The 22,957-nt window shown below is 39.2% G+C and carries 22 protein-coding genes and 1 pseudogene; 5 read left to right on the top strand and 18 right to left on the bottom strand.

What is annotated here, in order from left to right; translation table 11 throughout:
* The 7 genes from BT1A1_RS08800 to BT1A1_RS08830 form a co-directional block, all read right to left on the bottom strand.
* Positions 1-759 (bottom strand): AAA family ATPase, encoded by a 759-nt coding sequence (locus BT1A1_RS08800; RefSeq protein WP_034770197.1) that lies wholly within the window; start codon positions 757-759, stop codon positions 1-3.
* 48 nt (positions 760-807) lie between these two features.
* On the bottom strand, positions 808-1,212 hold the full coding sequence (gene hepT, locus BT1A1_RS08805) for a type VII toxin-antitoxin system HepT family RNase toxin (RefSeq protein ID WP_034770199.1): 405 nt from the start codon (positions 1,210-1,212) through the stop codon (positions 808-810).
* Positions 1,202-1,606, bottom strand: a complete 405-nt coding sequence (gene mntA / locus BT1A1_RS08810) for a type VII toxin-antitoxin system MntA family adenylyltransferase antitoxin (protein ID WP_034770202.1) — start codon at positions 1,604-1,606, stop codon at positions 1,202-1,204. Before mntA ends, hepT begins: the two co-directional genes overlap by 11 nt.
* Positions 1,607-1,622: 16 nt before the next feature.
* Positions 1,623-1,811, bottom strand: a complete 189-nt coding sequence (locus BT1A1_RS08815; protein ID WP_034770205.1) for a DUF4083 family protein — start codon at positions 1,809-1,811, stop codon at positions 1,623-1,625.
* A gap of 268 nt (positions 1,812-2,079) precedes the next feature.
* Complete coding sequence (locus BT1A1_RS08820) at positions 2,080-2,625, bottom strand: Rossmann-fold NAD(P)-binding domain-containing protein (protein WP_034770208.1); 546 nt, start codon at positions 2,623-2,625, stop codon at positions 2,080-2,082.
* Positions 2,626-2,678: 53 nt separating this feature from the next.
* Positions 2,679-3,341, bottom strand: a complete 663-nt coding sequence (locus BT1A1_RS08825; protein ID WP_034770210.1) for a Type 1 glutamine amidotransferase-like domain-containing protein — start codon at positions 3,339-3,341, stop codon at positions 2,679-2,681.
* 408 nt (positions 3,342-3,749) lie between these two features.
* Positions 3,750-4,961 (bottom strand): MFS transporter, encoded by a 1,212-nt coding sequence (locus BT1A1_RS08830; protein ID WP_034770298.1) that lies wholly within the window; start codon positions 4,959-4,961, stop codon positions 3,750-3,752.
* Between the two features lie 384 nt (positions 4,962-5,345).
* Between BT1A1_RS08830 and csaA the strand changes: the two genes are divergently transcribed.
* The 3 genes from csaA (at position 5,346) to BT1A1_RS08845 (ending at position 6,710) form a co-directional block, all read left to right on the top strand.
* Positions 5,346-5,675, top strand: coding sequence for a chaperone CsaA (csaA, locus tag BT1A1_RS08835; protein WP_034770213.1), 330 nt, complete (start codon positions 5,346-5,348; stop codon positions 5,673-5,675).
* A 35-nt stretch (positions 5,676-5,710) separates the two neighbouring features.
* On the top strand, positions 5,711-6,040 hold the full coding sequence (locus BT1A1_RS08840) for a hypothetical protein (RefSeq protein WP_034770216.1): 330 nt from the start codon (positions 5,711-5,713) through the stop codon (positions 6,038-6,040).
* 169 nt (positions 6,041-6,209) lie between these two features.
* The gene (locus tag BT1A1_RS08845; protein ID WP_034770219.1) at positions 6,210-6,710 is read left to right on the top strand and encodes a YbaK/EbsC family protein; all 501 of its coding nucleotides are present in this window, start codon (positions 6,210-6,212) and stop codon (positions 6,708-6,710) included.
* Positions 6,711-6,733: 23 nt separating this feature from the next.
* Here the strand turns inward: BT1A1_RS08845 and BT1A1_RS08850 are convergent, their stop codons facing one another.
* Complete coding sequence (locus BT1A1_RS08850; RefSeq protein ID WP_034770222.1) at positions 6,734-7,675, bottom strand: alpha/beta hydrolase; 942 nt, start codon at positions 7,673-7,675, stop codon at positions 6,734-6,736.
* Between the two features lie 211 nt (positions 7,676-7,886).
* Positions 7,887-9,056 carry an MFS transporter gene (locus BT1A1_RS08855; RefSeq protein ID WP_034770225.1) on the bottom strand — a complete coding sequence of 390 codons (1,170 nt, stop codon included), beginning with the start codon at positions 9,054-9,056 and terminating at the stop codon, positions 7,887-7,889.
* A 209-nt stretch (positions 9,057-9,265) separates the two neighbouring features.
* Between BT1A1_RS08855 and clpB the strand changes: the two genes are divergently transcribed.
* On the top strand, positions 9,266-11,863 hold the full coding sequence (clpB, locus tag BT1A1_RS08860; protein WP_034770228.1) for an ATP-dependent chaperone ClpB: 2,598 nt from the start codon (positions 9,266-9,268) through the stop codon (positions 11,861-11,863).
* 194 nt (positions 11,864-12,057) lie between these two features.
* Here clpB and BT1A1_RS19665 read toward each other — a convergent pair.
* From BT1A1_RS19665 to BT1A1_RS19070, 4 genes and pseudogenes are all read right to left on the bottom strand, one after another.
* Positions 12,058-13,088 (bottom strand): annotated as a pseudogene (locus BT1A1_RS19665) (tripartite tricarboxylate transporter substrate binding protein).
* Positions 13,089-13,164: 76 nt separating this feature from the next.
* Entirely contained in the window at positions 13,165-14,670 is a 1,506-nt protein-coding gene (locus tag BT1A1_RS08870; RefSeq protein WP_197057089.1) for a tripartite tricarboxylate transporter permease, read from the bottom strand.
* 29 nt (positions 14,671-14,699) lie between these two features.
* Positions 14,700-15,200 (bottom strand): tripartite tricarboxylate transporter TctB family protein, encoded by a 501-nt coding sequence (locus tag BT1A1_RS08875; protein WP_081912320.1) that lies wholly within the window; start codon positions 15,198-15,200, stop codon positions 14,700-14,702.
* Positions 15,201-15,575: 375 nt separating this feature from the next.
* A complete protein-coding gene (locus tag BT1A1_RS19070) occupies positions 15,576-15,746 on the bottom strand; it encodes a hypothetical protein (protein WP_162835728.1) in 171 nt (56 codons plus the stop codon).
* A 136-nt stretch (positions 15,747-15,882) separates the two neighbouring features.
* Here BT1A1_RS19070 and BT1A1_RS08880 point away from each other — a divergent pair, with 136 nt between their 5' ends.
* Positions 15,883-16,797, top strand: coding sequence for an SDR family oxidoreductase (locus BT1A1_RS08880; protein ID WP_034770237.1), 915 nt, complete (start codon positions 15,883-15,885; stop codon positions 16,795-16,797).
* A gap of 619 nt (positions 16,798-17,416) precedes the next feature.
* Here BT1A1_RS08880 and BT1A1_RS08885 read toward each other — a convergent pair.
* From BT1A1_RS08885 to BT1A1_RS08905, 5 genes are all read right to left on the bottom strand, one after another.
* Positions 17,417-19,405, bottom strand: a complete 1,989-nt coding sequence (locus tag BT1A1_RS08885) for a hypothetical protein (protein WP_231553321.1) — start codon at positions 19,403-19,405, stop codon at positions 17,417-17,419.
* Between the two features lie 197 nt (positions 19,406-19,602).
* On the bottom strand, positions 19,603-19,962 hold the full coding sequence (locus BT1A1_RS08890) for a hypothetical protein (RefSeq protein WP_034770240.1): 360 nt from the start codon (positions 19,960-19,962) through the stop codon (positions 19,603-19,605).
* 20 nt (positions 19,963-19,982) lie between these two features.
* Positions 19,983-20,639: an ABC transporter ATP-binding protein gene (locus BT1A1_RS08895; protein WP_034770243.1), complete on the bottom strand. Its 657-nt coding sequence runs from the start codon at positions 20,637-20,639 to the stop codon at positions 19,983-19,985.
* 223 nt (positions 20,640-20,862) lie between these two features.
* Positions 20,863-21,810 (bottom strand): sensor histidine kinase, encoded by a 948-nt coding sequence (locus BT1A1_RS08900; RefSeq protein WP_227091813.1) that lies wholly within the window; start codon positions 21,808-21,810, stop codon positions 20,863-20,865.
* A 122-nt stretch (positions 21,811-21,932) separates the two neighbouring features.
* Positions 21,933-22,643 (bottom strand): response regulator transcription factor, encoded by a 711-nt coding sequence (locus BT1A1_RS08905; RefSeq protein WP_034770246.1) that lies wholly within the window; start codon positions 22,641-22,643, stop codon positions 21,933-21,935.
* Positions 22,644-22,957: the final 314 nt, after the last annotated feature.

Raw genomic sequence — 22,957 nt, forward strand, 5'->3', positions numbered from 1 at the left:
CTATGATTTTAATAAATGATGGAGGAGTCGACCTTTATCATCAAAAAATTGTTTCATGAGCTGATAATGCGCTGTTTCCTCCAACTGAACTTCATTCAACCCTTCTTCTGTCAATTGGAGGATTTTTGCATCAGGATACGCCATAATAATTGGTGAATGAGTCGAAATAATAAATTGAGATCCGCTTTCTACTAATTCATGAATCCGGGTAAGCATAGAAAGTTGTCTAAGTGGTGACAAAGCCGCTTCCGGTTCATCCAGAATATATAAACCGTTGCCTTGAAAGCGATGGATGAACGCTGCAAAAAATGATTCACCGTGAGATTGTTCGTGCAATGATTTTCCCCCGAAAGACTCGACAATCTTCCTTCCCCCCAACAGTTCACGGTCCATTTCCTCGATATTGGTAGCTAGGTTATAAAACGTTTCGGCACGGAGGAAAAAATGATCATGGGGTTTGTATGGTCCTTTTGCCACCCTTAAAAACTCATGTAAATTCGAATGAGAATCGTAACTGGAAAAATGAAAATTTAACGTTCCACCTTCAGGATTGAATCCGAGACTAACGGCGATTCCTTCTAATAACGTCGACTTCCCCATCCCGTTTTCGCCGACAATATAGGTCACGTTCGGATGGAAATGGAGTGTCCCCAAATTGCGGATGACCGGCAAGTTAAGCGGAAACGTATCAAAGGAGTATACTTTTTCTCTATTTAAATAGATGCTTTTAACATATTGATAGTCCGACGTGAGTTTCATAGCGACCTTCCTTTTTGTATCTAGTTTACATAATGTTTTTATGATCAACTATATGCGAATGATTGCTTTGGTAAATTGCAAAAAGTCATCGAGATGGTTTTCAATAATTTTTTGTAAGATGGATAGATTGATTTCTTGATAATCATGAACGGCGATATTTTTGAATCCAACCATTCGTTGCATCCTTTTAGAAAGTGATACAGGGATAATTCCTTCTGTTTCCAGTAAAAGAAATGCATCACGTGACGTTTGTGGAAGACCGAGTTTTTTCTCTGCAACCACATGCATCGCTAGATCAATACTTGCTTCACAGGCCCGCTGCAAATTTAAAATAATCGAATCTTGCTTCGTAAAATTCACTAAGTTTTCCGGATTATTGGCGTATTCTTCATGTATTCGATTTAAACACCGCTCTATAATATGAATCTTATTCAGTACAACATCACTTTCCATAAATTCTCCCGCTTTCCTGCACTTTAAGTAAAATTGGTGCACGTTCCTCGTTCAATTTTGCATACATTTTCAACGTTTTCATATAAAAATGTGCTCTTTTCGTTTCATCTGAACAGTAAATTACTTTTCCTGTACTGACGATTTGAGCCTGAAATACGGTACTTGCTTGATTTAAATCAACCAAATCAACATCACGGTTTATGTGTGACGCAAACTCTTGTGCAATCAGAAAAATTTCATAAGCGTTATGATTTTGCTCGGCAAGAAAAGCAATGTCAAGATCGCTATCATTTCGCAATGTCCCTTTTACGGTAGAGCCAAACAGAACAACTAAGTAAGGTGAAAGTTTTTCTTGTAAAAAGTCTATGATCAATTGTTCCAGTTTTTCATTCAATCAGATGCACCTCCTTTTACGAATCCTTTTTCATTCGTTCAATCATCATATCCAATTTCTTTTCAATTGATTCCAATTGTTTTTCGAACGTTTCTCTTTTTCGCTTTTGATATAAAGTGAAATTAATGATGAGAATGATGATAAGTATCATGATACCTATAACTAATATTTGATAAAGTGAATCAAAAAAGGAAAATCCGTGCATTACCAAAATCTCCTTGTTTAGATTATTTCAGCTTTTAAAATCCTGGAAAAGCCAATAATTTCCCCGTTTTCATTTTCTGCATCATAAGCGGAACCACTCGAAAGGATCGTTTTCCACATCTCCTCCCTGTCATCATCGGACATTTGCTTTAAATAGTCTTCAGGTACAATATTCCGATCGGTTGTTGTCCATGTGTCACTTGCACCTTTGCAATTGCTTTTGCATCAGTAATTTCTGCTTTTCAAATCATCATCACCTCAAAAAAATTTTACGGTCGCATTTCCCAAGGTTCAAGTTGGCCGACAATGGTATGGTCTTTTCCTGTTTGAATTGCGGTAATGACACCGGCACAAATTTCCTCATGGGTTAACCATCTCGCGCGATTCCCCTCTAACTTAAACCCCAACTGTACATCATGGTATACACAATTTTCGGGTAAATGGAATGGATTACTCCCAATTTTTAAGCGATAGCTGCTTCCTTTAATATGAAAAAATTGAAAGTTTTCTTTTTGATTTTGGGCAATTACAGATAAAATGGTAGGTATTGCCTCTGGTGCATCTAAATGAATCCAAGCGATAACGAGATCGATTTTTCCGTTATTGTTGATGGTGTCCCAAAGTTTATTCTTTAAGTCACCGGTATTTTTATAATCCAATGAAATAAATTGATGGCGACTTGGTAATTGTTTTACCAGTTGACTAAATCCTTCCTGATTTCGTGCCAAAACCGTTGTAAAATATCCAGTTTCATTTAACCATATCGTAACACCGGCAAGCATACCTGTCCCGCCGATAATTAATGCGTGTTTCATCGTATCATCCTTTAAATTATTTAGTTTACATAATCATATTATTATAAACTTATTTATAGACACTTCACCAATTCCCCGCCAATAATACGGAAAACCCCTTTCCCTTCCATACGTTCCACCTGTCCGTTTTTTAGATAAAGTCCTGTGTTTTCATCAATGCCGTAGTTTTCTTTGTCCGGGTATCGTTTGCCAACCTCATATAAGTGGTCTTTATCATCCCATTCACTAAAATGAACCGCAATCTGAACATCCGTTACCAACCCAAGACCCGGTCTCATTTGAAATACCCGCTCAATATTGTCTTTTGGGGAAATAATGCATGGATCCAAACTGATCAAAGCTCCGGCAGAAAATCCCGCTACTGGTACACCTTTGCGAAATCGATTCCGTATGGGATCAGCAAGACTTGTTTCTACTATATTATCTACATACTTATTTGTATTCCCACCCAAAATAATGATACCGGCACTTTTTTCAATCTTTTCTTTTGCAATCTCAATAGTTGTTGTCGGAAGCGGGAGATAAAGAAAATGGTTCAGGCCATTTTCCTGTAATGGCTTTGTAATTAGAGACAAATAATCTTGATAGTCTGTATGGCGGTCAATAAATAAAATTGAAACCGGACCACCAAGCGTTAATGAAATTTTTGCAAACTTACTAGCGAACCCGTCTGTAAACGGTAATCCCCCGCCAAAAAGAAACAAATGTGTATCCATGTGTTTTACCTCAATTATTAAAATATGTATGATAAATTTAGAATTCTACTATAATTATAGATGGAGAAAGGTGTGAATTTCAATGAAGAATGAAAAAAGTTCGATTGTATGCAGTGGAATACAATTATTGCAGAAAATCATTCAATAAAATAACCTTCCTATGTTTGGAGGGTTGTAAAAATGAGAAATAAAATTACTTATCTAGTAGCTTTAGCTTGTGTAATGGGGTGCAATCGTTACCAATACAACCTTTTTAAGTTACTCAATTAAATCAGTTTTATTAAATATTTCAATGTTTATATTAATAATCATTGCTCTCATGAAGTTATACCTATTTTTTAAAAGAAAGCGTTCGATGATTAGCTGTATTAAAAACGGCCGGGGACTTTTTAGTACCCGGCCTTTCGATTAACTGACATCCAAATATCTTTTATTAAGTCGGCTTCTAGAAAATATCAAATATACTGATGAAAGTGCCAACAAACCACCGGCCAAGTAAAAAGCAAATTGCACATTCCATTCAGCAATTGCCCCAAAAACCAGTGTTGATAATCCGAAAAATAGTGAGATGATTGTTTGCTGGGCTCCATAAATTTTTGGCAACTCGTCAACAGTTGCTTCCTTCTGTAAATAAATCGTCATCGAAAGGTCTTTCATTTGATCGATAATGCCACTTAGCGCAACCAATAGCAGCGCTAACCAAACATACGTGTTTAAGCCAAATAAAAAGGTTACAACCGCTGCCCCAATAGATGTGCATATAAGGATCAATCGCAAACGACCTTCAATGAACCGTGAAGCTTTCGTACAAAACAGCCCGCCAACAATTAAACCAATAAAATAAATCGTATTAATGTATCCCCACCAAGCTTCGGATACATGGAAAATTTCTTTAACAAAAACATATAAAATCGCCGCAACCCAGACAACACCGGCAATTGCTTCAAACATAATTTGTACATGAATGATTCGATACAGCGGCTTATTCCAAATGATCAGCCAACCTTCCTTCATTGCCTCTGTTTTCTTTTCTCTACTTTCAGCAGGTTGGAAAGCTGTATTGTCTACAATTCCTTTCATCATGAAAGTGGAAAAGACAAATAATACAAACGTCAGCCAAATGACATTTTTCCCTGTTAAAAAGGCAACCAACATACTACCTAATGCCCAACCTGACAGTTGCGTTGTTTGATTCATAACGGCAACAAAACTGTTGGCTTTAACAAGTTCCTCTTTTTTCACTAACCGTGGAAGCATGGCATTCGTTGCCGGCAATGCCCACCCATCGAAAAAAGCAATTAGAAAGATAAGGAAAAGCACCAGCCAAATTCCCTGTTCCTTTTGAAAACTGACAAAACAGGACAGTCCGAACAAAAAAATCGTTTTTACTGTTTGTGAACCGACTAACAATGTTTTTAACCGGTATTTATTGAAAAGAATCGGTGACAAAAGACTGCTAATAAACCGACCAATTGTATTTAAAAACGGCAATAACGCCAAATAAAACGCTGAACTTGTGAACCCATATAAAATTGAAATACATCCGACAATATAAAACACATCACCAAAATTGGCCAAAAGCTGACCCAACCATAAATAACGAAATGATTTGCTTTTCATCAAAACTACCCCTTTTCTTTTTTTTTCGATAAAAGAAAAAGGCAATAGTTACACTGGATTAATCCCTCCTGAAAAATATAATCACGTGACTCAATATATCTTATTTCAAAAACAAATGTAAGTAGTAAAATCCAATATATTTGGAAACTGAATATTTTTAAAGTGAATACGGGTAGCCGATGAAAAGTTTCGATATTGTTTTTTCCATTTTACTAATTTTCCAAAGTTTTTTCAATAAATAAGTTTTTATCCCCATCTATCTGCAAAAATCTTGTGTGGAATAAACCAATTTTTGCTAAAAACATAAAAGTATATGTGACTTTCTTTGCACCATTTGCCAATTTATAGTAATTTATAAGTTAGAGTACTAAGGAGGTAGGAATCATGGCAACCATTGAGGACTTTGATAAATTAGATATCCGAGTAGGAACGGTAATCTTCTCTGAACCATTCCCGGAAGCTAGAAAACCGGCGATTAAATTGCAAATTGATTTTGGTGAAGTCGGAATCAAACAATCTTCCGCACAAATAACGAAGCGATATACACCGGAAAAACTGGTCGGTCGACAAGTGATTGCCGTCATTAACTTCCCTCCCCGACGCATTGCCGGATTCAAGTCAGAGGTATTAGTACTTGGCGGCTTGCCGGGTGAAGACGATGTGGTCTTATTAAATATTGACGAACCGGTTGCGAACGGGACAAAAATCGGATAAAACCACTTGAACAACTCAAGAATCGAGGGATATATATGTCCAGGCCGATTATTTGTGAACAATGCCATAAAGTTATTGAGGAAAAAGAAGACTTGGTCACAGCAAGCATCTTTTTCCGTGTGAAACCTTATCATTATTTTTGCTATGGAAAAGATGTGCGAGGCGCAAGGTCTGTCTTTTTCACAAACCATCCACTGAACGGTATATCAGGAAACCTCAGCTACTTGTTGACACTCCTGATGACTGTTGCTCTGTTCCTCTTTACCAAGAGTTTTATCAAATATATTGCACTTGTCTACTTGATCACGGAAACAGGTTTACGGATTTACGCTTATTGTACTTATTCAAGACATCTTAAAATGTAGAAGGAGCCCGGCACTTAACGAAAAAAAGCGTTGGGCTCTTTTTAATCGAACAATTTACATCCCTTCCTTGATCCATTTGGCAAGGCATTGTTTCCCCAACTTCAAAAATTACAATTTTTTGGAACTTTATGCTATGATAATGATTAAAAAATAATGATGGGGTGGCGTTATGTCTCTTGCAAGTGTAAAAGAACATTTTAAACAGTGGAACCGTGACAAAGATATTATGGAATTTGATACATCCAGTGCAACCGTTGAACAGGCGGCAGAAACAATTGGTGTTATTCCTGCCAGAATTGCAAAGACTCTATCGTTCCGTGGGGATAACAATCAGGCAATCCTTGTCGTTACAGCCGGTGATGCCAAAATTGATAATCAAAAGTTCAGACATTTTTTTGGGTTTAAAGCACGGATGCTCAGTGCCGAGGAAGTCGTTGAACAAACCGGACACGTGATTGGTGGTGTTTGTCCGTTTGGATTGGCTAACGACCTCGGTGTTTATTTAGACATCTCATTAAAACGGTTCGAAACCGTTTTTCCAGCATGTGGCAGTACCAATTCCGCCATTGAGCTCACTTGTGAAGAATTGGAAAAGTTTTCTAATGCAAAAAGTTGGATTGATGTGTGCAAAGCTTGGCAAGATCAAGAACTACTTGAACAAATTAAATAAGAGACCGGGACTAACTCGGCCTCTTACCCTTCTACTGTATTCAATGTTCGTTCAATCCACTGAATAATATCTTCGTAAACTTCCTCTTTATTGATTTCATTTAATACTTCATGCCGGGCATCTTGATAAAATCGGTAATCGATTTTATGTAACCCATTTTTTTCAAGTTGTTTTATCGCTTTTTTGACACCTTTAGCATAGGTACCAACCGGGTCACGATCGCCACTAATAAAGAAAATCGGTAAATCTTTTCTGATTTGTTGGATAAGAGCATCTTGGTGAATAAGCTGTAATCCGGTTAATAAATCATAGAAAAAAGTTCCTGAGCAGACAAAACCGCAATACGGGTCTTGAAGATAAGCGTGAACGACGGATTCATCCCTGGATAACCAAGAAAACTTATTTTTAACATGGTCCAATCCTTTATTGTACGAACCAAATATAATCCGGTTCATTACATGGCTGGGAGCGGTTTTCCCGAATTTTCGTATCTCCCTTTTCGCCACAAGTTTACCGATAGCAGCCGCAACCCCTGGATTTCCACCGGTACCAGATAAAATGACCCCGGTGATATCACTCGAATATTTCTGAATATATCTCCGTGACAGAAACGATCCCAAACTGTGTCCGAACAAGATGATTGGTTTATCAGGATAGAGTTTCTTAATATGATTCGTAACTGCATGAAGATCATCGACTACCCGGTCAAATCCATCCTTTTGAGCAAAATAACCAAAAACGCCGGCTTTTTCACCTGTATGTCCATGACCGCGATGATCATTTCCATAAACGAAAATCCCTCTATTAAGAAGAAATTGAGCAAAATCGTCATATCGTGCAATATGTTCAGCCATACCGTGGGAAATTTGGACAATCGCCTTGGGTGATTCCCCTTCATTCACCCAGCTTCTTAAGTAAATCTCATGCCCATCATCCATTTCCAACCATTCCGTCATTTTCCCCATCATTATTCACCTTTTCATAAATATTTTATTCCCGCTCATCCTGTCATGAACAAATGGTTTTCACTTTTTATTTAATATCGCTTATAATCAGTATCTTTATCTTATACCTTCATATACATTTCCAGCAAGGACGTAAATTCGATTTTGTCCGACTGCTTTGTCTTTCCTTTCGATTCATGTCTATCCGACCTGCTATTAGATCTTTCTAAATTTATCCTTCCATTTCCGTATCAGGGACAACAGTTTGCCGGGCTCGAAACGATACAATAATTGTTAAAACAGATAATAAGATTAAAATACTGCCCGCATAAGGATTTTCGTTAATCGATGCATGTTCAATCACCATCCCGCCAACAAATGATCCAGTTGCAACACCTAAATGGAGGGCTGAATTATTTAAGCTTTGCTGAATGGATGCCGTTTTTGGTGATGACTCAATCAAGTAACTTTGCATAGCCGGTGAAACTCCCCAGCTTAAAATTCCCCAAACAATTGAGGCGACAATAAATAAAGGAATTAATCCCGTTGTGTGGGGAATGATTAAAAATAATCCGGTAAAAAGTATCAATGAAATGACGATTGTCTTTTTGGAACCGAATAAATCGGCTAACGCTCCGCCAATTCCCCCGCCGCTGACCGCTGAAATGCCAAAAATAAAGTAGATAATACTAATCCATGTTCCATCAAGCCCCATAGTTTCTTGCAAAAAAGGTTTGAAATAACCATATAAAACTGTATGTCCGGCCATATATAAAAAGGTCGTTAATAGGGCAAAGAGAACTTTTCTGCTTTTTAGACTGGCTAATTGGATATGGAGCGGGACTTGTGACTCCGGCTCAATCCGACTCATCCATAAATAAACACCGATAATTGAAAAAAACGTCAAAACGGCAATCATAACAAATGGAGCTCGCCATCCGAAAGAATTCCCTAACACTAAACCAATTGGAATACCAAGCACCAATGCCCCACTTACCCCCATCGAGATGACACCAATTGCTCTCCCCCGGTATTGCGGTTCAACCATATTCGGCGCCATCACAAGACAAAGGATCGTTAATAATGCCCCACTGGTGGCACTGATGATACGACCGACGAACACGATTGCATAAGTTGGACTGAAAATTGTTATTATATTACCGAAGAGAAAAATCCAAAGACAAATCAGCATTAACCGTTTCCTCTCGATATTTGCTGTCAAAATTAATAACACCGGTGAAAGTAATGCAAAAATGAGAGCAAAAATGGTAATCAAATAACCGGCCTGACTGAGGCTTACATCTAAGTCTGCTGCTATAAGATCAAGAATACCACTTATGATTAGTTCAACCATCCCAACCACAAAAGCAATAATCATCAAAAAGTAAATCCGTTTATTCATTTTATAATTCCTTTCTATTTTATCTGAATATAATACTAATCATGTTTATGGGAGAAAACAAGAAATATAGATGTGATGATTTTTTGTCCATTTTTGAAGATAAATAAATACCCTTTTCCCACTCCAGTGTATTTCAGCTCATTTTGCTTTTTCAACGATAATCTTTTATAATTGAACTAAGGTCAAAAAAGGTCAAAGGAGCGGTTTATATGGATGTCAATCGTATGACGGAACGGATGCAGTCGGGAATCTTCCATGCACAAACCATTGCTAGTAATCGGCATCATCAAGAAATCGATGAAGTCCACCTGTATCTTGCGTTCATGCAAGACACAGACAATCTTGTCACCGCTATTCTCGAAAAATTGCATGCAAATAGTAACCTATTCAAACAGGGATTAGAAGCTTTAGCAAAGAAAAAACCTGTTGTCACCGGCAGCGGTGTGGAACAAGGAAACATATATATTTCCAACCAATTACAGCGTGTTTTTACCGAAGCTGAAAAAACAATGACCACCTTTAAAGATGAGTATTTATCAGTTGAACATATTCTTATTGCTTCTGTAACTTTGGAGACTGATGTCGGGAAACTCTTAAAAAATCAGGGGATCACCTTGCAAAAAGTATTAGAAGCTATAAGAGAAATAAGGGGGAATCAAAGAGTGACATCACCAAATCCGGAAAGTACATACAATGTTTTGGAAAAATATGGTCGAGACTTAGTTGCTGAGGTCCGATCCGGAAAGGTCGATCCGGTTATAGGTCGCGATAATGAAATACGGCAAGTAATTCGTATTTTGTCACGGAAAACGAAAAATAACCCGGTATTAATCGGTGAACCCGGTGTCGGGAAAACAGCCATTGTTGAAGGTTTGGCTCAAAGAATTGTTCGTCGTGATGTCCCTGAGGGTTTAAAGGATAAAACGATTTTTTCCCTTGATATGAGTGCGCTTGTTGCCGGGGCAAAATTTCGTGGTGAATTTGAAGAACGGTTAAAAGCTGTTTTGAACGAAATTAAGAAAAGTGAAGGAAAAATCATCTTGTTTATCGATGAATTGCATACTATCGTCGGTGCCGGAAAGACAGATAGTGCCATGGATGCGGGAAATATGTTAAAACCGATGCTTGCCCGAGGGGAATTGCATTGTATCGGGGCAACAACATTAGATGAACATCGACAATATATTGAAAAAGACCCGGCATTAGAGCGACGTTTTCAACCGGTTATCGTCCAAGAACCGGATGTTGAAGACACCATCTCAATTTTACGTGGCTTGAAAGAACGATATGAAATTCATCACGGCGTTAAAATCCATGACCGCGCACTGGTCGCGGCAGCAACCTTATCTAACCGTTATATTACCGATCGGTTTCTGCCGGATAAAGCGATCGACTTAATCGACGAAGCTTGTGCGATGATCCGGACTGAAATTGACTCGATGCCGCAAGAATTAGATGAAGTGACGAGGCGAGTCATGCAGCTCGAAATTGAAGAAGCGGCCCTTTCCAAAGAAGATGATCCGGTGAGTATGAGCCGCCTCGATGTTTTGAAAAAAGAACTGGCGGAACTTCGCGATCAAGCCAATGAAATGAAAGCGAAATGGCAGTTGGAAAAAGAAGGCATTCAGATGGTTCAGGATAAACGGGAACAACTGGAAAAACTACGTTGGGAACTGGAAAAGGCGGAAAATGAGTATGATTTGAATAAAGCTGCTGAACTAAGACACGGTCGGATTCCTGCATTAGAAAAAGAATTGCGGGAATTGGAGGAAAAAGTCCATGAACATGCAGAAAATCGATTGTTGCGTGAAGAAGTGACCGATGAAGAGATCGCCGAAATTGTTGCCCGCTGGACAGGTATTCCTGTGACAAAACTCGTTGAAAGTGAACGGGAAAAATTATTGCGACTGGAATCGATTTTACATGAACGAGTCATCGGACAAGATGAGGCTGTTCGGCTTGTGTCCGATGCGATACTTCGGGCAAGAGCCGGCATTAAAGATCCGAATCGGCCGATTGGATCCTTTATGTTCCTTGGTCCCACCGGTGTCGGGAAAACGGAACTTGCCAAGGCACTTGCCCAACATTTATTCGATAGCGAAGAGCATATCATCCGCATCGATATGTCCGAATATATGGAAAAGCATACCGTTTCAAGATTAATTGGTGCGCCGCCCGGATATGTCGGTTATGAACAAGGTGGTCAATTAACCGAAGCAGTAAGAAGAAATCCTTATTCGGTTGTATTATTTGACGAAATTGAAAAAGCACATCCGGAAGTGTTCAATATATTATTGCAAATGCTCGACGATGGTCGGATTACTGATTCTCAAGGTCGTACCGTTGATTTTAAAAATACCGTGGTTATTATGACCTCAAATCTGGGATCACAATTTTTACTGGAGCGAGAACAAGCAACGGACGAAATTCGTTCAGAAGCTCGTGAACTGGTTATGGAGCAGTTGCGCAGTCATTTTCGTCCGGAATTTTTAAATCGTGTGGATGAAATTATTTTATTTAAACCTTTAACATTGGATAATATTAAAGGGATTGTTACCAAATTACTTAGCGAACTGCAGGAAAGATTGAAAGATCAACAAATTAAGCTGGAAATTTCAGATGAAGCGAAGGAATATATCGCTGAAAACGGATTTGACCCGGTTTTCGGTGCAAGACCATTGAAACGATTTATTCAACGTACGGTTGAGACGGAACTGGCAAGGAAAATAATCGCAAGAAAGGTACAAGAAAACGAGACGGTTGTAATTTCAATTGACAATGGTGAGTTGAAATTAGGGGTAAAATAAGTATTTAGAAAAACCGACCTGTTTTGGATAGTTCTGGCCGGTTTTTCTTTATGTTTATGACCTTATTAAGTTTTTTCCTATTTTCGGGGAATTTTGTTGCTAATAAAGAAACGGTCTGCAAATAGTGGCAGGTTTATTGAGGTTAATTCCTAGTTTTTGAAATTGTTCCCAAATCCATTTAACTTTCTTTTTCTTTATTTTCTAATCCCGGTTTTCTCTGCCAGTTCTGTATACCATTCCACTTCTTCTTGTACTTTTTTTGTAAAATCGGAACTGTTTAGGTAACCCGGTTGTAAATATATTTTTTCGAGCTGAGCTTGGAACTGTTTATCTTGTTGCATTTTTTCAATTGCTGCTTCCCATTTTTTTACAATATCTTTCGGTGTATCTTTTGGTAAAGAAATCCCGGTCCACCAGCTGACCGATAAGTTTGGGAAGCCGAGTTCTTCTGTTGTCGGTACATCCGGATAAAGCGTGCTTCGTTCTGAACCTTGAACAGCTAACACTTTCAATTTCCCCGATTCAACAAGGGAATACACTTCCCCTGCGTTGTGGACGGCCAAAATAACATGACCACCTGCTACTTTAGCAGCTGAATCACTGGCCCCTTCACTGGAGACCATTTGCGTTTTTGTATAGTCAACCCCAACTGAATCCAGCCATTCTGCAACACCAAAGCTGGAAAAACCGGCCGGACCGACGCTCGCCCATGTGAGTTGTTCCGGGTTTTCTTTTACCCACTCGGTAAATTCTTTTAAATCCTTCCAGGGTGCGTCCTTTTTTCTGCATAAACTAACGGTGATTCGGCGACACGTGCAGCAAACTGATGGCTTTTAGCTGTTAATATAGGCTGAGTAGTCCCAGCTTCATACATGGTTGTAGAAGAATTGTTGTTCATGAGTACAGTATAGCCATCCGGTTTCGATTCCAACAGGGCATATTGGGCACCAACAATTCCTCCGCCTCCCGTTTTATTGACAACGACAACCGGTTGCCCCCACTCTTTACTTAAATAATCGGCAACGGCACGGGTAGCCAAATCCACGCCGCCACCTGCCGCAAATGGAACGACTAATTCAATTTGCCGGTTTGGATAATTACCCGAACTGGTTCCCTTTGTCTTCGCTGCGTTTGATTCTGTTGTGTTGTTTTGGACCGAGCATCCTGCTAAAATTGTAAAAATCACAATAATATTCATGAATAAAATAGGGATTAATTTTTTCATATTCACTTCTCCTCTATTCCTTTTTTCAATACAATTTCACATTTATTTTTTATCGAGATCAACAAACTTGGATAACTTATGACATATCTTGTGATTCACCGGTTTCTTGAATCATTCTTCTTTTTGTTCTTTTGGTAAATAAGATGGAAATCATAAGGATAATGATTGAGCTTAATAATAAACCGAGTGAGATCGGTCTTTCCACAAAAATAAGTAGGTTCCCTGACGATATTTCCAAAGACTGAATAAATGATATTTCCATTTTTGGTCCTAAAACTAAACATAAGATGAAAGGAATAATCGGCCAATTGAATTTATGGAACAAGTAACCGAGAACGCCAAAAACAATCGCAACAAAACAGTCAAATAAACTATTGCGTACTGAAAATGCACCAAGTAGACTTATCATTAAAATAATCGGTGCCAAGATTCCAAACGGGACATCGGTTAGTTTTGCCCAAACTCCGACAAGCGGCAGATTTAAGATTAAAAGAATGACATTTCCGATAAACATACTTGCAATAACCGTCCAAACAAACTCACTGTTTTGCTCAAAAAGGATTGGTCCCGGGGTTAAGCCGTAAATCATGAAGGCTGCAAGTAAAACTGCCAGTGGTGGAGAAGAAGGAATCCCCAGTGAAAGGAGTGGAATAAAGCCCCCGGAACTTGTCGCATTGTTTGCCGATTCCGGGCCGGCTACCCCTTCAATCGCCCCATGACCAAATTTTTCCGGATGTTTGGAAACTTTTTTCTCAATATCATAAGAAAGAAAAGATGTAATGGTTGCCGAAAAACCAGGCAAAATTCCGAGAAAAAATCCAAGCAGGCTTCCACGTAAAATTGGCATTTTGCTATTTTTCAAGTCTTCCTTGGTCGGGAAAACTTTTTTAATTTTTTGCTGCTTAATTTTTATCCGACTCTCTTCAATTCCCTTCAGCACTTCGGTTATCGCAAATAAACCAATAATAATGCTGATCATTTCAAAACCCCCAACCAAAACCGGAAGACCAAAGTCAAATCGTGCCACACCCGAAGATAAACCAATTCCGACAAACGAAACAAGAAAGCCGCAAGCCCCCATAATCAATGATTTTATAAACGAATAACCGGAAATGTTAAATAAAATGAACAAAGCCATAAGCATTAAAACAAAATATTCGGGTGGGCCGAATTTCAAAGCTTGATCTGCTAAAATTGGGGCAAACAATACAAGTCCGACGAGACCCAGTATTCCGGCAAAAAAAGAGCCAATCGCAGCAATCCCAAGCGCTGCACCGCCTCTTCCCTGCTTTGCCAGCGGATATCCGTCCAGTGTTGCCGGAACCGATGACGATTCACCGGGGATATTCATTAAAATGGCTGTTGTCGAACCCCCGTACATTGCCCCGTAATAAATTCCGGCCATCATCATAATCCCTTGCACCGGTTCAAGGATCGTTGTCATTGGTAGTAAAATGGCAATTGCAGAAGTCGGACCGAGTCCTGGTAACACACCGACGAAAGTGCAAGGAAAGGAGCCGACCACAACGATGAATAAATTGAAAGGGGTCAACACAGCACCTAATCCGTTAAGCAAATACATGATTGAATCCAAGTATGAGATCCCCCTTTTTAAATTGATAATATTGGCGTAATAGGTAATGGTGTTTTTAATAAGGTGATAAACAAGTAGTACATAACTGCTGTAAAAATTAAGGCAAAGGCCATTGTCCATACCCATCGGTAGTTACCGATTACTTTAAGTAATAAAAGAAAGGCTATAAATGTGGTAACAAAATAGCCGAGGTAGTTCATACTGAAACAATACAGACATAATATCCCAATTGTATAAATCATTGTTTTTAATTGTTTATGATTTGGCATGACCACTTTTTCTTCTTTGTAAGGTAAGCAAAGGTAGAACAATCCTGTAACAATGAGGATGATTCCTATTATTGCAGGAAAGGCATGATCACCAATCAGTATGCCTGTGCCATAAGTATAAAGCCTGGATGCTTCCAGGGTCGCGAAAATTCCGAAAGCTATAGATACAACTCCACCGATTCGTCTAATAAGCAACGCGAAAATGATGTAACCCTCCTTCCCGGAACAATCATGTAGGATGTACTTCATCTGGGCGAGTATCTTCAATTGCCTATTTATTCTATATTCAACCGTCAGTCATTTGGGCACAAATAAATAAAAAATTTTGGGCAGGTTGGCAGTTTTACATGTTTTCGGAGCAACAAGATTATATGCCCTCCTCCTTAAAATTTTGTTTAAAGCAGATAGGTGTTATGGACGTATGGAACAATTAGGCTACCATGAAAAAACCATCTTCCTGTGGTGTAGCCTAGCGCTACATGGGGGACTGTGGAACAAAATGAATTGAAAATCAAGAAAAAATGTCTCATAGGCCCGTGCTATGGGACAAAGCATGCTGGAAAATCAGAAGAAATGTCCCATAGAGGCAATGTCCCTTTTTATCCTTTTCGAGATTTCCAATTTTTACAAGATCGGATAATATGCTTCATATCTTGGATTTGTGTAATAAGGGGGACGGACTCCAATACTTGGTAATTGAAAGGCGCGTGGATTATCATTATATAACACTCGTACCTTTCCAAAGCTTTCCGTAAGCAAAAGTAAATGGACATTCGGATTGAAATAGACCAACATATTCACCTCCTCCCTTATCATTTTTTCTAAAATATGTTCTCGTTTCAAATCATGTATCTCGTCCGAACACCATACAATGGCACAACAGCCCGGACAAATACATATAGTAACCTGAAAAAATTTTAAGGAGGTTGCCATGTTTAAAGATCAACAATCAAATTATCCTCAACTACCAAACTATGGGAAGATTACCCGTTTCCAAGATGTTCCCTTAACAGTTCCTGAACAGCGTCAATACCGCCAACCGGGGGTAGAGAGCTTAATGGTTCCTCGCCCGATTATTGAAAATCCGAATGAACATGGAAGTGGAAAACTGGAAGGAAAAGTAGCCCTTATTACCGGTGGAGATAGTGGAATCGGTGCAGCGGTTGCGATCGGTTTTGCAAAAGAAGGTGCAGATGTTGCCATTAGTTATTTAGATGAACATGAAGATGCGAATCGTACGAAACAGCGAATTGAAGAACTTGGCCGACGTGCCCTTTTACTCCCGGGGGATTTACGAGACAAGCAACAATGTGTTCACATCGTCCAACAAACGGTACAAACTTTTGGTAAACTCGATATTCTTTGTAATCATGTTGGTATCCAATTTCAACAATTAAGCCTTCTTGATATTACCGATGAACAATTTGATGACACATTCAAAGTTAATATCTATTCTCATTTTTATACAACGAGGGAAGCATTAAATTATTTAAAACCCGGAAGTTCAATTATTAATACAGCATCAGTTGTCGCATATGTCGGGAATGATCAATTAATCGATTATACCGCGACAAAAGCAGCAATTGTCGGTTTTACACGGGCATTGGCAAGAAACTTAGTAAAAAAAGGAATCCGTGTAAATGCGGTTGCCCCGGGTCGAATTTGGACACCGCTAATACCCGCAAGTTTTTCAGCAGATCAAGTTTCACTGGTGGATAACCCGATGGATCGGCAAGGACAACCGTTCGAACTGGCCCCTGCTTATGTTTTTCTAGCTTCCGATGATTCTCGGTTTGTTACCGGCCAGACCATCCACGTAAATGGTGGAGAATTTATCACATCCTAGCATTCAATATGTATTTATAAAAATTGTTTTCATCGCTATATAAAAACAACATGTATTAAGCAAGCTCAAAAAATCCGTCCATAACCTTTGACAAGGGTTGAGGGCTAAGAACATTCGTGTTTTTATAGATTAAATCAAAGGAGAAAAAATCTTAATTTCAATGTTAAAATCGTGAGTAGTCGTATACAAATCACTTATAACGGGAATGGATTTCATTCCTGTTTTGTTTTTGTGAACTTATATACTAAAATAGGTCCCACCATTGTTGGTTAATGTATAAAGTTTGATCCAAAATATCTCGCAGAACCTCATTTCAGGTTAAATAAAAAGAAGCCATTTCGAAAAAAGATTGATCAAAATGGCTTCTTATCTATTAAATTTAAGTTTTAGTTTTATTAAAAAGTTTGATCATTTTAGTGACCTTTATGCCATAAAAGAGCCTGTTAATGGAATAGCTATTTAATATTTTATCACAATTAATATGTATGATTATATCTATTTGATTACGATAAAATATCGTTGTAATCGAGCAGAAGGAGGGGCATTAACTCGTCCTCCCACACCCACTATATATGCCCTTCAGTACACGGAATTTCATTTAAGTTCATCTTTTTTAACATCAAATTCGACGTCTACTAACTCCATTAAAACACCAACGGGCAGCTACAAAATGACTTAGCGGAACAATAAGCAATCCGTATGCCGCAGTCACAAGTACAATTTCTATGGCATTAGGTCTTTGTATCATGATAACGATAATCACAAGTATGATTCCCACAAGCAGTTCTTTGACCACACGGCTCTGAAGGATTCGCATCCAAGATCGGCCTGCCAACCGTAATGGGAAGTCACGTTTTGCCCGTAATGTTGCGGTAATCAACGCACTGATTGCAGTAGCAACACCGAAAGCAACCGCCAGTGCAATCAGCGAAAGATTCTGCAACCACACAAGGTATACTGCGAACTGCGCTTGTAGTATGCCCTCTTCGGCAATGTAAATAACTTCCAGTTCGCTTTTGATCCCTCGATCACGTAGCGCATGGACATCTAGGCTGTGTCGTTCTAATAATTGTTTCGTAGCAGTTACACCAGTGAACACTATGTTGTTACTCGAGATCATGGATGTCAAGGTAGAATCATTAAAGGTGTCGTACAGCGAAGGAACGACAGCGAACAGGATATCATCTCCAAAGTGGAGACTTTGGCCTCCTCCCCCTTGAGCCACTGGAAGTCGGGATCCCTCGACCGGTTGGAGGAATTGTAATTGTTCGATTAGATTCTTGGGTTGCCCTTCTCGTTCCAGAATATCAATTTCTTCTTGAATTTCTTGAAAAAGCTCCTCTGAAATGTTGTGGTGCGAAACAGGCGTTACAATCGGCTTTTTTGCACCCGTAGTGACTAAGTCAAGCCAACGCTGGTTTACGAAAGAGACCGCAGAGTATCTACCGAAATCAACCGATGGCCGCATTTCCTTAGTGTAAGTATAGGAAAGTGCTACTGCTTCAATCGATTCCGCATCCTTTACCATCTCCCCAATCATTGGCTCCATTTGATCCATTTCGCCAATGTCTGTTTCGAACACAATTGACACTTGGTCTGCAAGCCTTTTCCACTGTGCCATTTCAGTTGCCTTAGCAGATGAGTGTTTATATGCAGACCAAGCGGGAGCAGCAGTAGCCACCACTAAAACGAACGTTAGCACCCGGATCACAATTGCAACCGATCGTAAGTTCTTTACAGCTGGTTGTCTAGTGGCAAACATAACAGCACTCGGCCATGTAGTGGCTGACATAATAAGTGCAGCAAGTATGGATATGGCAATAACAACGACTTGAAGACTAATCAGAACTTCGAGGAAGGTACTGACGTACATCCAGCCATGAAAAATACCCACGTAGATTGCTGCAACAATAGCCACAGTTCCCGCCGAAACGAGTAACGCCACACCAAACTCTGTAAGATCCTGCATCTGAATCCGCCCAATCGGAGACCCGCCTAAAACCCTAAGGGCGCGTCCCCGCGCCCTCACTGACAACCAGAACAGCACAAGCGATGAAATCAGTGCAATCGATGCAAGAATTACGGTTGTAAATCCTCTTTCTTTCACCACGAATACAAGACTATCCAAGATTGAGGCATCCCTGCGGCTAACCTCTACCCCCGCATCTTTCAAAATGTCTACAAACTCATTTAAACGGGAAGTATTGCCAGTCACAAGGTATAATCCATCAGGATAGGAATTGGCAAGCCGATCTTTACCAACAATTTTGCCTGCTTTGTCGCCGTTAAACCAAGTAAATTCTTCAGGCAGACCTTCATCGTTAAGCGTAACAAAAATCTCTCCATCTCCATCACTTGCAAGATCTGGGGCGATCTTGACCAGTCCAAGGTCCAAGCGTGTATCGAGTTCTTCTAACTTCGAAAACGCTTCAGTGATAGAGTAACCCGATTCGTTGAAGCTAAGATTAAGCCTGCTTTCGCTCCCAATAGCTTGTGGGAAGTCTCGATCATTCAGGTCGGTAATGATTGCAGCCAAAAGTGCAAGTAAAGTAAACAACGCTACCGAAACAACCACTATGATACGTTTATACATATTCATCTCACTCATTCACCCTTCTTTCTTTTTGAAGCTTTTATCCGTTGGCTACTACTCGTCATCGCCTTCTTTTCATAAATTAAGGAACCAAGCAGCTATATCAACGCTATGGGTGGTGTAGATAACAGGCGCCATGTTTAATGATTTTGGGCAACTAGTCATGCAATAGCACTGGAGACAACGTTTTAGGTTATTAGTTGAAAGGCTGGTCAGCGCTTCTTCAAATGAACCGGAACTCCAAATCCTTCACTGCGAGAGAGTAAGTTACTTATGGCATCACGTTCGGATTTCAAATCATAGCTCACCAAAATGAGCCCCCGTTCCTGATCATCTTGACACGGCTTACCCACTTCCACTTTAATCCCATCTCCCAGCTTTTCTATTTCTTTGGCTAAATTTTCGTGATTGTCCAAAGCAGCAGTGGCCTCTGCAACGGATGGCAGCTGATCGCAAGGAGGGTGCGTGTCTTTTGGTGATCCCGTTATCCAACCGTTCAGAAACGCAAAGGCTCCCACTACCATTAGCAAACCAACAATTACACTAATAATTATCTTAGAAGTTGATTTCATCAGTATCCTCCTTGTGTTCTTTAGTTAATGTTACGAGCTTTGGAACCGACCTGATGCATGGCGCTGCATGCACCAATCATTTCGGAATCATGCGTTGACACAATGACCGTCCTGCCACGCACAGCAAAGTCCGTAAGCAGTTCGATGACCTTACGCCGGTTAGCTGCATCAAGTGAAGCAGTTGGCTCATCAACAAATAGGACATCAGCATTCTTGTAGATGGCACGAGCCAAAGCAAGTCTTTGCTTTTCGCCTCCACTCAGGTGTCCGGCCAACTCATGTTCCCTACCTTTTAGACCCGTCTGTTCGAGTGATTGTTTCATCTGTTCTTTGTTTCCCGAGACACGTCGTCCAAGGATACTCGCCTCCATTGTGACATTGAATGCAACCGACTCTTCATCGATAATTCCGTAATCCTGAAGTACGAATGCTGCGTGATCTCGCCAGAACCGACGTCGTGCCGCAATGCTATACCTCGTGACATCGTTCCCGTCAATCATGATGCTACCCTTATCAACCGGCAGCAACAATCCGAGGCAATGCAGGAGTGTGGTCTTTCCCGAACCACTCGCACCAACGAGGGCGGTCATAATACCGGGCTTACAGCGAACGGACTCACCATCAAGTACAAGCCGTCCACCTATTGCTACTGAAATGTCTTGAGCTTCAATTAACATTTGCACCACTCCCAAATTCGACATCTATTGCGAACATTGCCAGCAAAGTGAATATCATTTTGATTGTTTGGTTCAAAGCTTTCTTTTTTTGCTTATACAAAGTTTTTTTCATTTATTTCATTCCTCTCAATTCAGTAATGAATGTATCACCGCGAACAATCAGTTCTATACGTAGTATAGGGTAAAAAAATAAACACCATTGAAATGGTGTCTTAACAGAACCTTAATTTTTGCAAGGAAATAAAATTTTTATCTTCGTCCCTTTATTCGGCTCACTTTCGACTTTAACCTGCCCCCCTTGTTTTTCAATAAACTGTTTGGCAATGGACATTCCCAACCCTGACCCAAGATGGGATTTGTCCGTCGTCGTACCCCTGTAATATTGATTAAATAACTGTTGAATTGTTTTATCATCCATTCCGATACCATCATCTTTAATTTCTATTAAAGGGGAACCTTCTATAGTTTTTATGGAAACAGTAATCGTTGTTTCAGGAGGATTATGATAAATAGCATTCATAATGAAATTTTCTAATGATCTTTTTAATAAAGTCTGATCAAAAGATAATAAAATATCGCCTTCATCCTCGACGTTTAAATGAATAGGATAGTCATTAGCTGTCGGATACTGACGAAGATCTTCCAAAACATTTTTTACAAAAGTGACAAGATTCATGGTACGTAAATTCAAAGGAATTTGCATTTTCTCAAACTCATAAACAACACTTAAATCATCAATTAATTGCTCCATATATAATGATTTTTCTTCAATAATTTTAGCAAATTCCTTAATTTCCTCTTCATCCCATTTATGTTCGGAACGAAGCATGGCTGCGTAACCTTTTATGTAAGATAACGGTGTTTTTAAGTCATGTGTCACACCCGCAGTCCAGTTCTTCCTAGTTTCTTCAAGTTCTTTTCGTTCCTTTTCCGCCGCATTTAGTTGATCTGTTAAACCATCGAGCTTTGATTTAAGTTCCAAAAACGGACTAAACCTTATCTTATTTAAAGAAAAATTCTTTATTGTATCAGGTTTATTAAAGACCCCAAGTGATAATTGGTCAATCCAGCGTATAAAAAAGAAAAGAGGTTTCCTGATTTGGCGGTCGATAACAAGGCCAGTCAGAATAAGTATTCCAATGAATAATAGCGGGAATAAAACATATGTCACCAAGCCATTAATTCCTAAGGGGGTGTTTAATAGGTTAAGGAGTGAAAATCCGGTTATAAAAAAAAGAGCACCTAAGGCTAAAAAAACTATTATTAATATCAATGAAATTTTGGTTTCTAATTTCATTGGGGACTCCTTTGGTTTTCATGATTTAGCATGTAACCCAATCCCCTGACATTGATTAAATACTCCGGATGTTTAGGGTCTTTTTCAATTTTTTGACGCAGGCGACTAATATGGACCATAACCGTATTTTCTTTCCCCACAATACTATAATCTCCCCAAACTTTTTCATATAGATAATCTACTCTAAAAACCTGATTAGGATGCTGGCACATGAATTTTAGTAATTGAAACTCCTTGGCTGGACAATTCACTTCTTTTCCATCTACAATTAACTTTGCTTGGTCATAATACAATGCAAACCGTTCTGTTTGAAACACCTTTGCCATCCCAGTCATTGCTTTCCTTTGACGGTGTAGAATGGCCTTGATTCGTGCAGCCACTTCAAGGGGATTAAAAGGTTTCGTTATATAATCATCACCACCCATAGAAAACCCGGTTAATTTGTCAATATCGGTAGTACGTGCAGTCAAAAAGATAATGGGAACATCTGATATTTCTCTAATTTGTTGACATAAATCGAAACCGTTTGTATCAGGTAGCATGACATCGAGCAATATCAAATCAATTCTGTGTTCCTTAACACTTTTCAATGCCTCAGTACCCGACTCTGCTTGGTATATCTCTTTAAATCCTTCCTTATCTAACAATCGTTTTAGCATTTTAATTAATCCTACTTCGTCTTCTATAATGAGTATACTTTCATCCACATTTTCCCACCTCGTTTTTATAAAAATACCTTATATCAATTTGACTTTTTCTATTTGGAAATTGGTCCACGCTTGCTTTCTTAGCCTTAGCAATGGTAGAATCTCTCCATTTTTTGCTTTTTGATCTTTCTTTTGTTGATTTTATGAATCCAATGTTTTTTGCCATTGTTTTAGATATCTTTTCCCCTGTTAAAAATGAGATCTTTAAACAAAGTTTATAATCTACTCCAATACCGTTCCTCGACCTTGTTTAATCCACTGTTCAATTTCAGATGTTCTTTTTCTTTTCGACATAAAAACACCCCTTTAGATAA

Origin of the sequence: Caldibacillus thermoamylovorans (assembly GCF_000751775.1) — a bacterium.
In the GTDB taxonomy this organism is placed as follows: Bacteria; Bacillota; Bacilli; order Bacillales; family Caldibacillaceae; genus Caldifermentibacillus; species Caldifermentibacillus hisashii.

Bases quoted from the DNA above. Each gene is read 5' to 3' on its own strand.
- BT1A1_RS08870 (WP_197057089.1), bottom strand. From the start codon at position 14,670: ATGTATTTGCTTAACGGATTAGGTGCTGTGTTGACCCCTTTCAATTTA.
- BT1A1_RS08890 (WP_034770240.1), bottom strand. From the start codon at position 19,962: ATGAAATCAACTTCTAAGATAATTATTAGTGTAATTGTTGGTTTGCTA.
- csaA (WP_034770213.1), top strand. From the start codon at position 5,346: ATGGCAACCATTGAGGACTTTGATAAATTAGATATCCGAGTAGGAACG.
- clpB (WP_034770228.1), top strand. From the start codon at position 9,266: ATGGATGTCAATCGTATGACGGAACGGATGCAGTCGGGAATCTTCCAT.
- BT1A1_RS08895 (WP_034770243.1), bottom strand. From the start codon at position 20,639: ATGTTAATTGAAGCTCAAGACATTTCAGTAGCAATAGGTGGACGGCTT.
- BT1A1_RS08840 (WP_034770216.1), top strand. From the start codon at position 5,711: ATGTCCAGGCCGATTATTTGTGAACAATGCCATAAAGTTATTGAGGAA.
- BT1A1_RS08820 (WP_034770208.1), bottom strand. From the start codon at position 2,625: ATGAAACACGCATTAATTATCGGCGGGACAGGTATGCTTGCCGGTGTT.
- BT1A1_RS08845 (WP_034770219.1), top strand. From the start codon at position 6,210: ATGTCTCTTGCAAGTGTAAAAGAACATTTTAAACAGTGGAACCGTGAC.
- BT1A1_RS08880 (WP_034770237.1), top strand. From the start codon at position 15,883: ATGTTTAAAGATCAACAATCAAATTATCCTCAACTACCAAACTATGGG.
- BT1A1_RS08885 (WP_231553321.1), bottom strand. From the start codon at position 19,405: ATGAGTGAGATGAATATGTATAAACGTATCATAGTGGTTGTTTCGGTA.
- BT1A1_RS08855 (WP_034770225.1), bottom strand. From the start codon at position 9,056: ATGAATAAACGGATTTACTTTTTGATGATTATTGCTTTTGTGGTTGGG.
- BT1A1_RS08830 (WP_034770298.1), bottom strand. From the start codon at position 4,961: ATGAAAAGCAAATCATTTCGTTATTTATGGTTGGGTCAGCTTTTGGCC.
- BT1A1_RS08800 (WP_034770197.1), bottom strand. From the start codon at position 759: ATGAAACTCACGTCGGACTATCAATATGTTAAAAGCATCTATTTAAAT.
- BT1A1_RS08825 (WP_034770210.1), bottom strand. From the start codon at position 3,341: ATGGATACACATTTGTTTCTTTTTGGCGGGGGATTACCGTTTACAGAC.
- hepT (WP_034770199.1), bottom strand. From the start codon at position 1,212: ATGGAAAGTGATGTTGTACTGAATAAGATTCATATTATAGAGCGGTGT.
- BT1A1_RS19070 (WP_162835728.1), bottom strand. From the start codon at position 15,746: ATGTTGGTCTATTTCAATCCGAATGTCCATTTACTTTTGCTTACGGAA.
- BT1A1_RS08850 (WP_034770222.1), bottom strand. From the start codon at position 7,675: ATGGGGAAAATGACGGAATGGTTGGAAATGGATGATGGGCATGAGATT.
- BT1A1_RS08875 (WP_081912320.1), bottom strand. From the start codon at position 15,200: ATGAAGTACATCCTACATGATTGTTCCGGGAAGGAGGGTTACATCATT.
- BT1A1_RS08815 (WP_034770205.1), bottom strand. From the start codon at position 1,811: ATGCACGGATTTTCCTTTTTTGATTCACTTTATCAAATATTAGTTATA.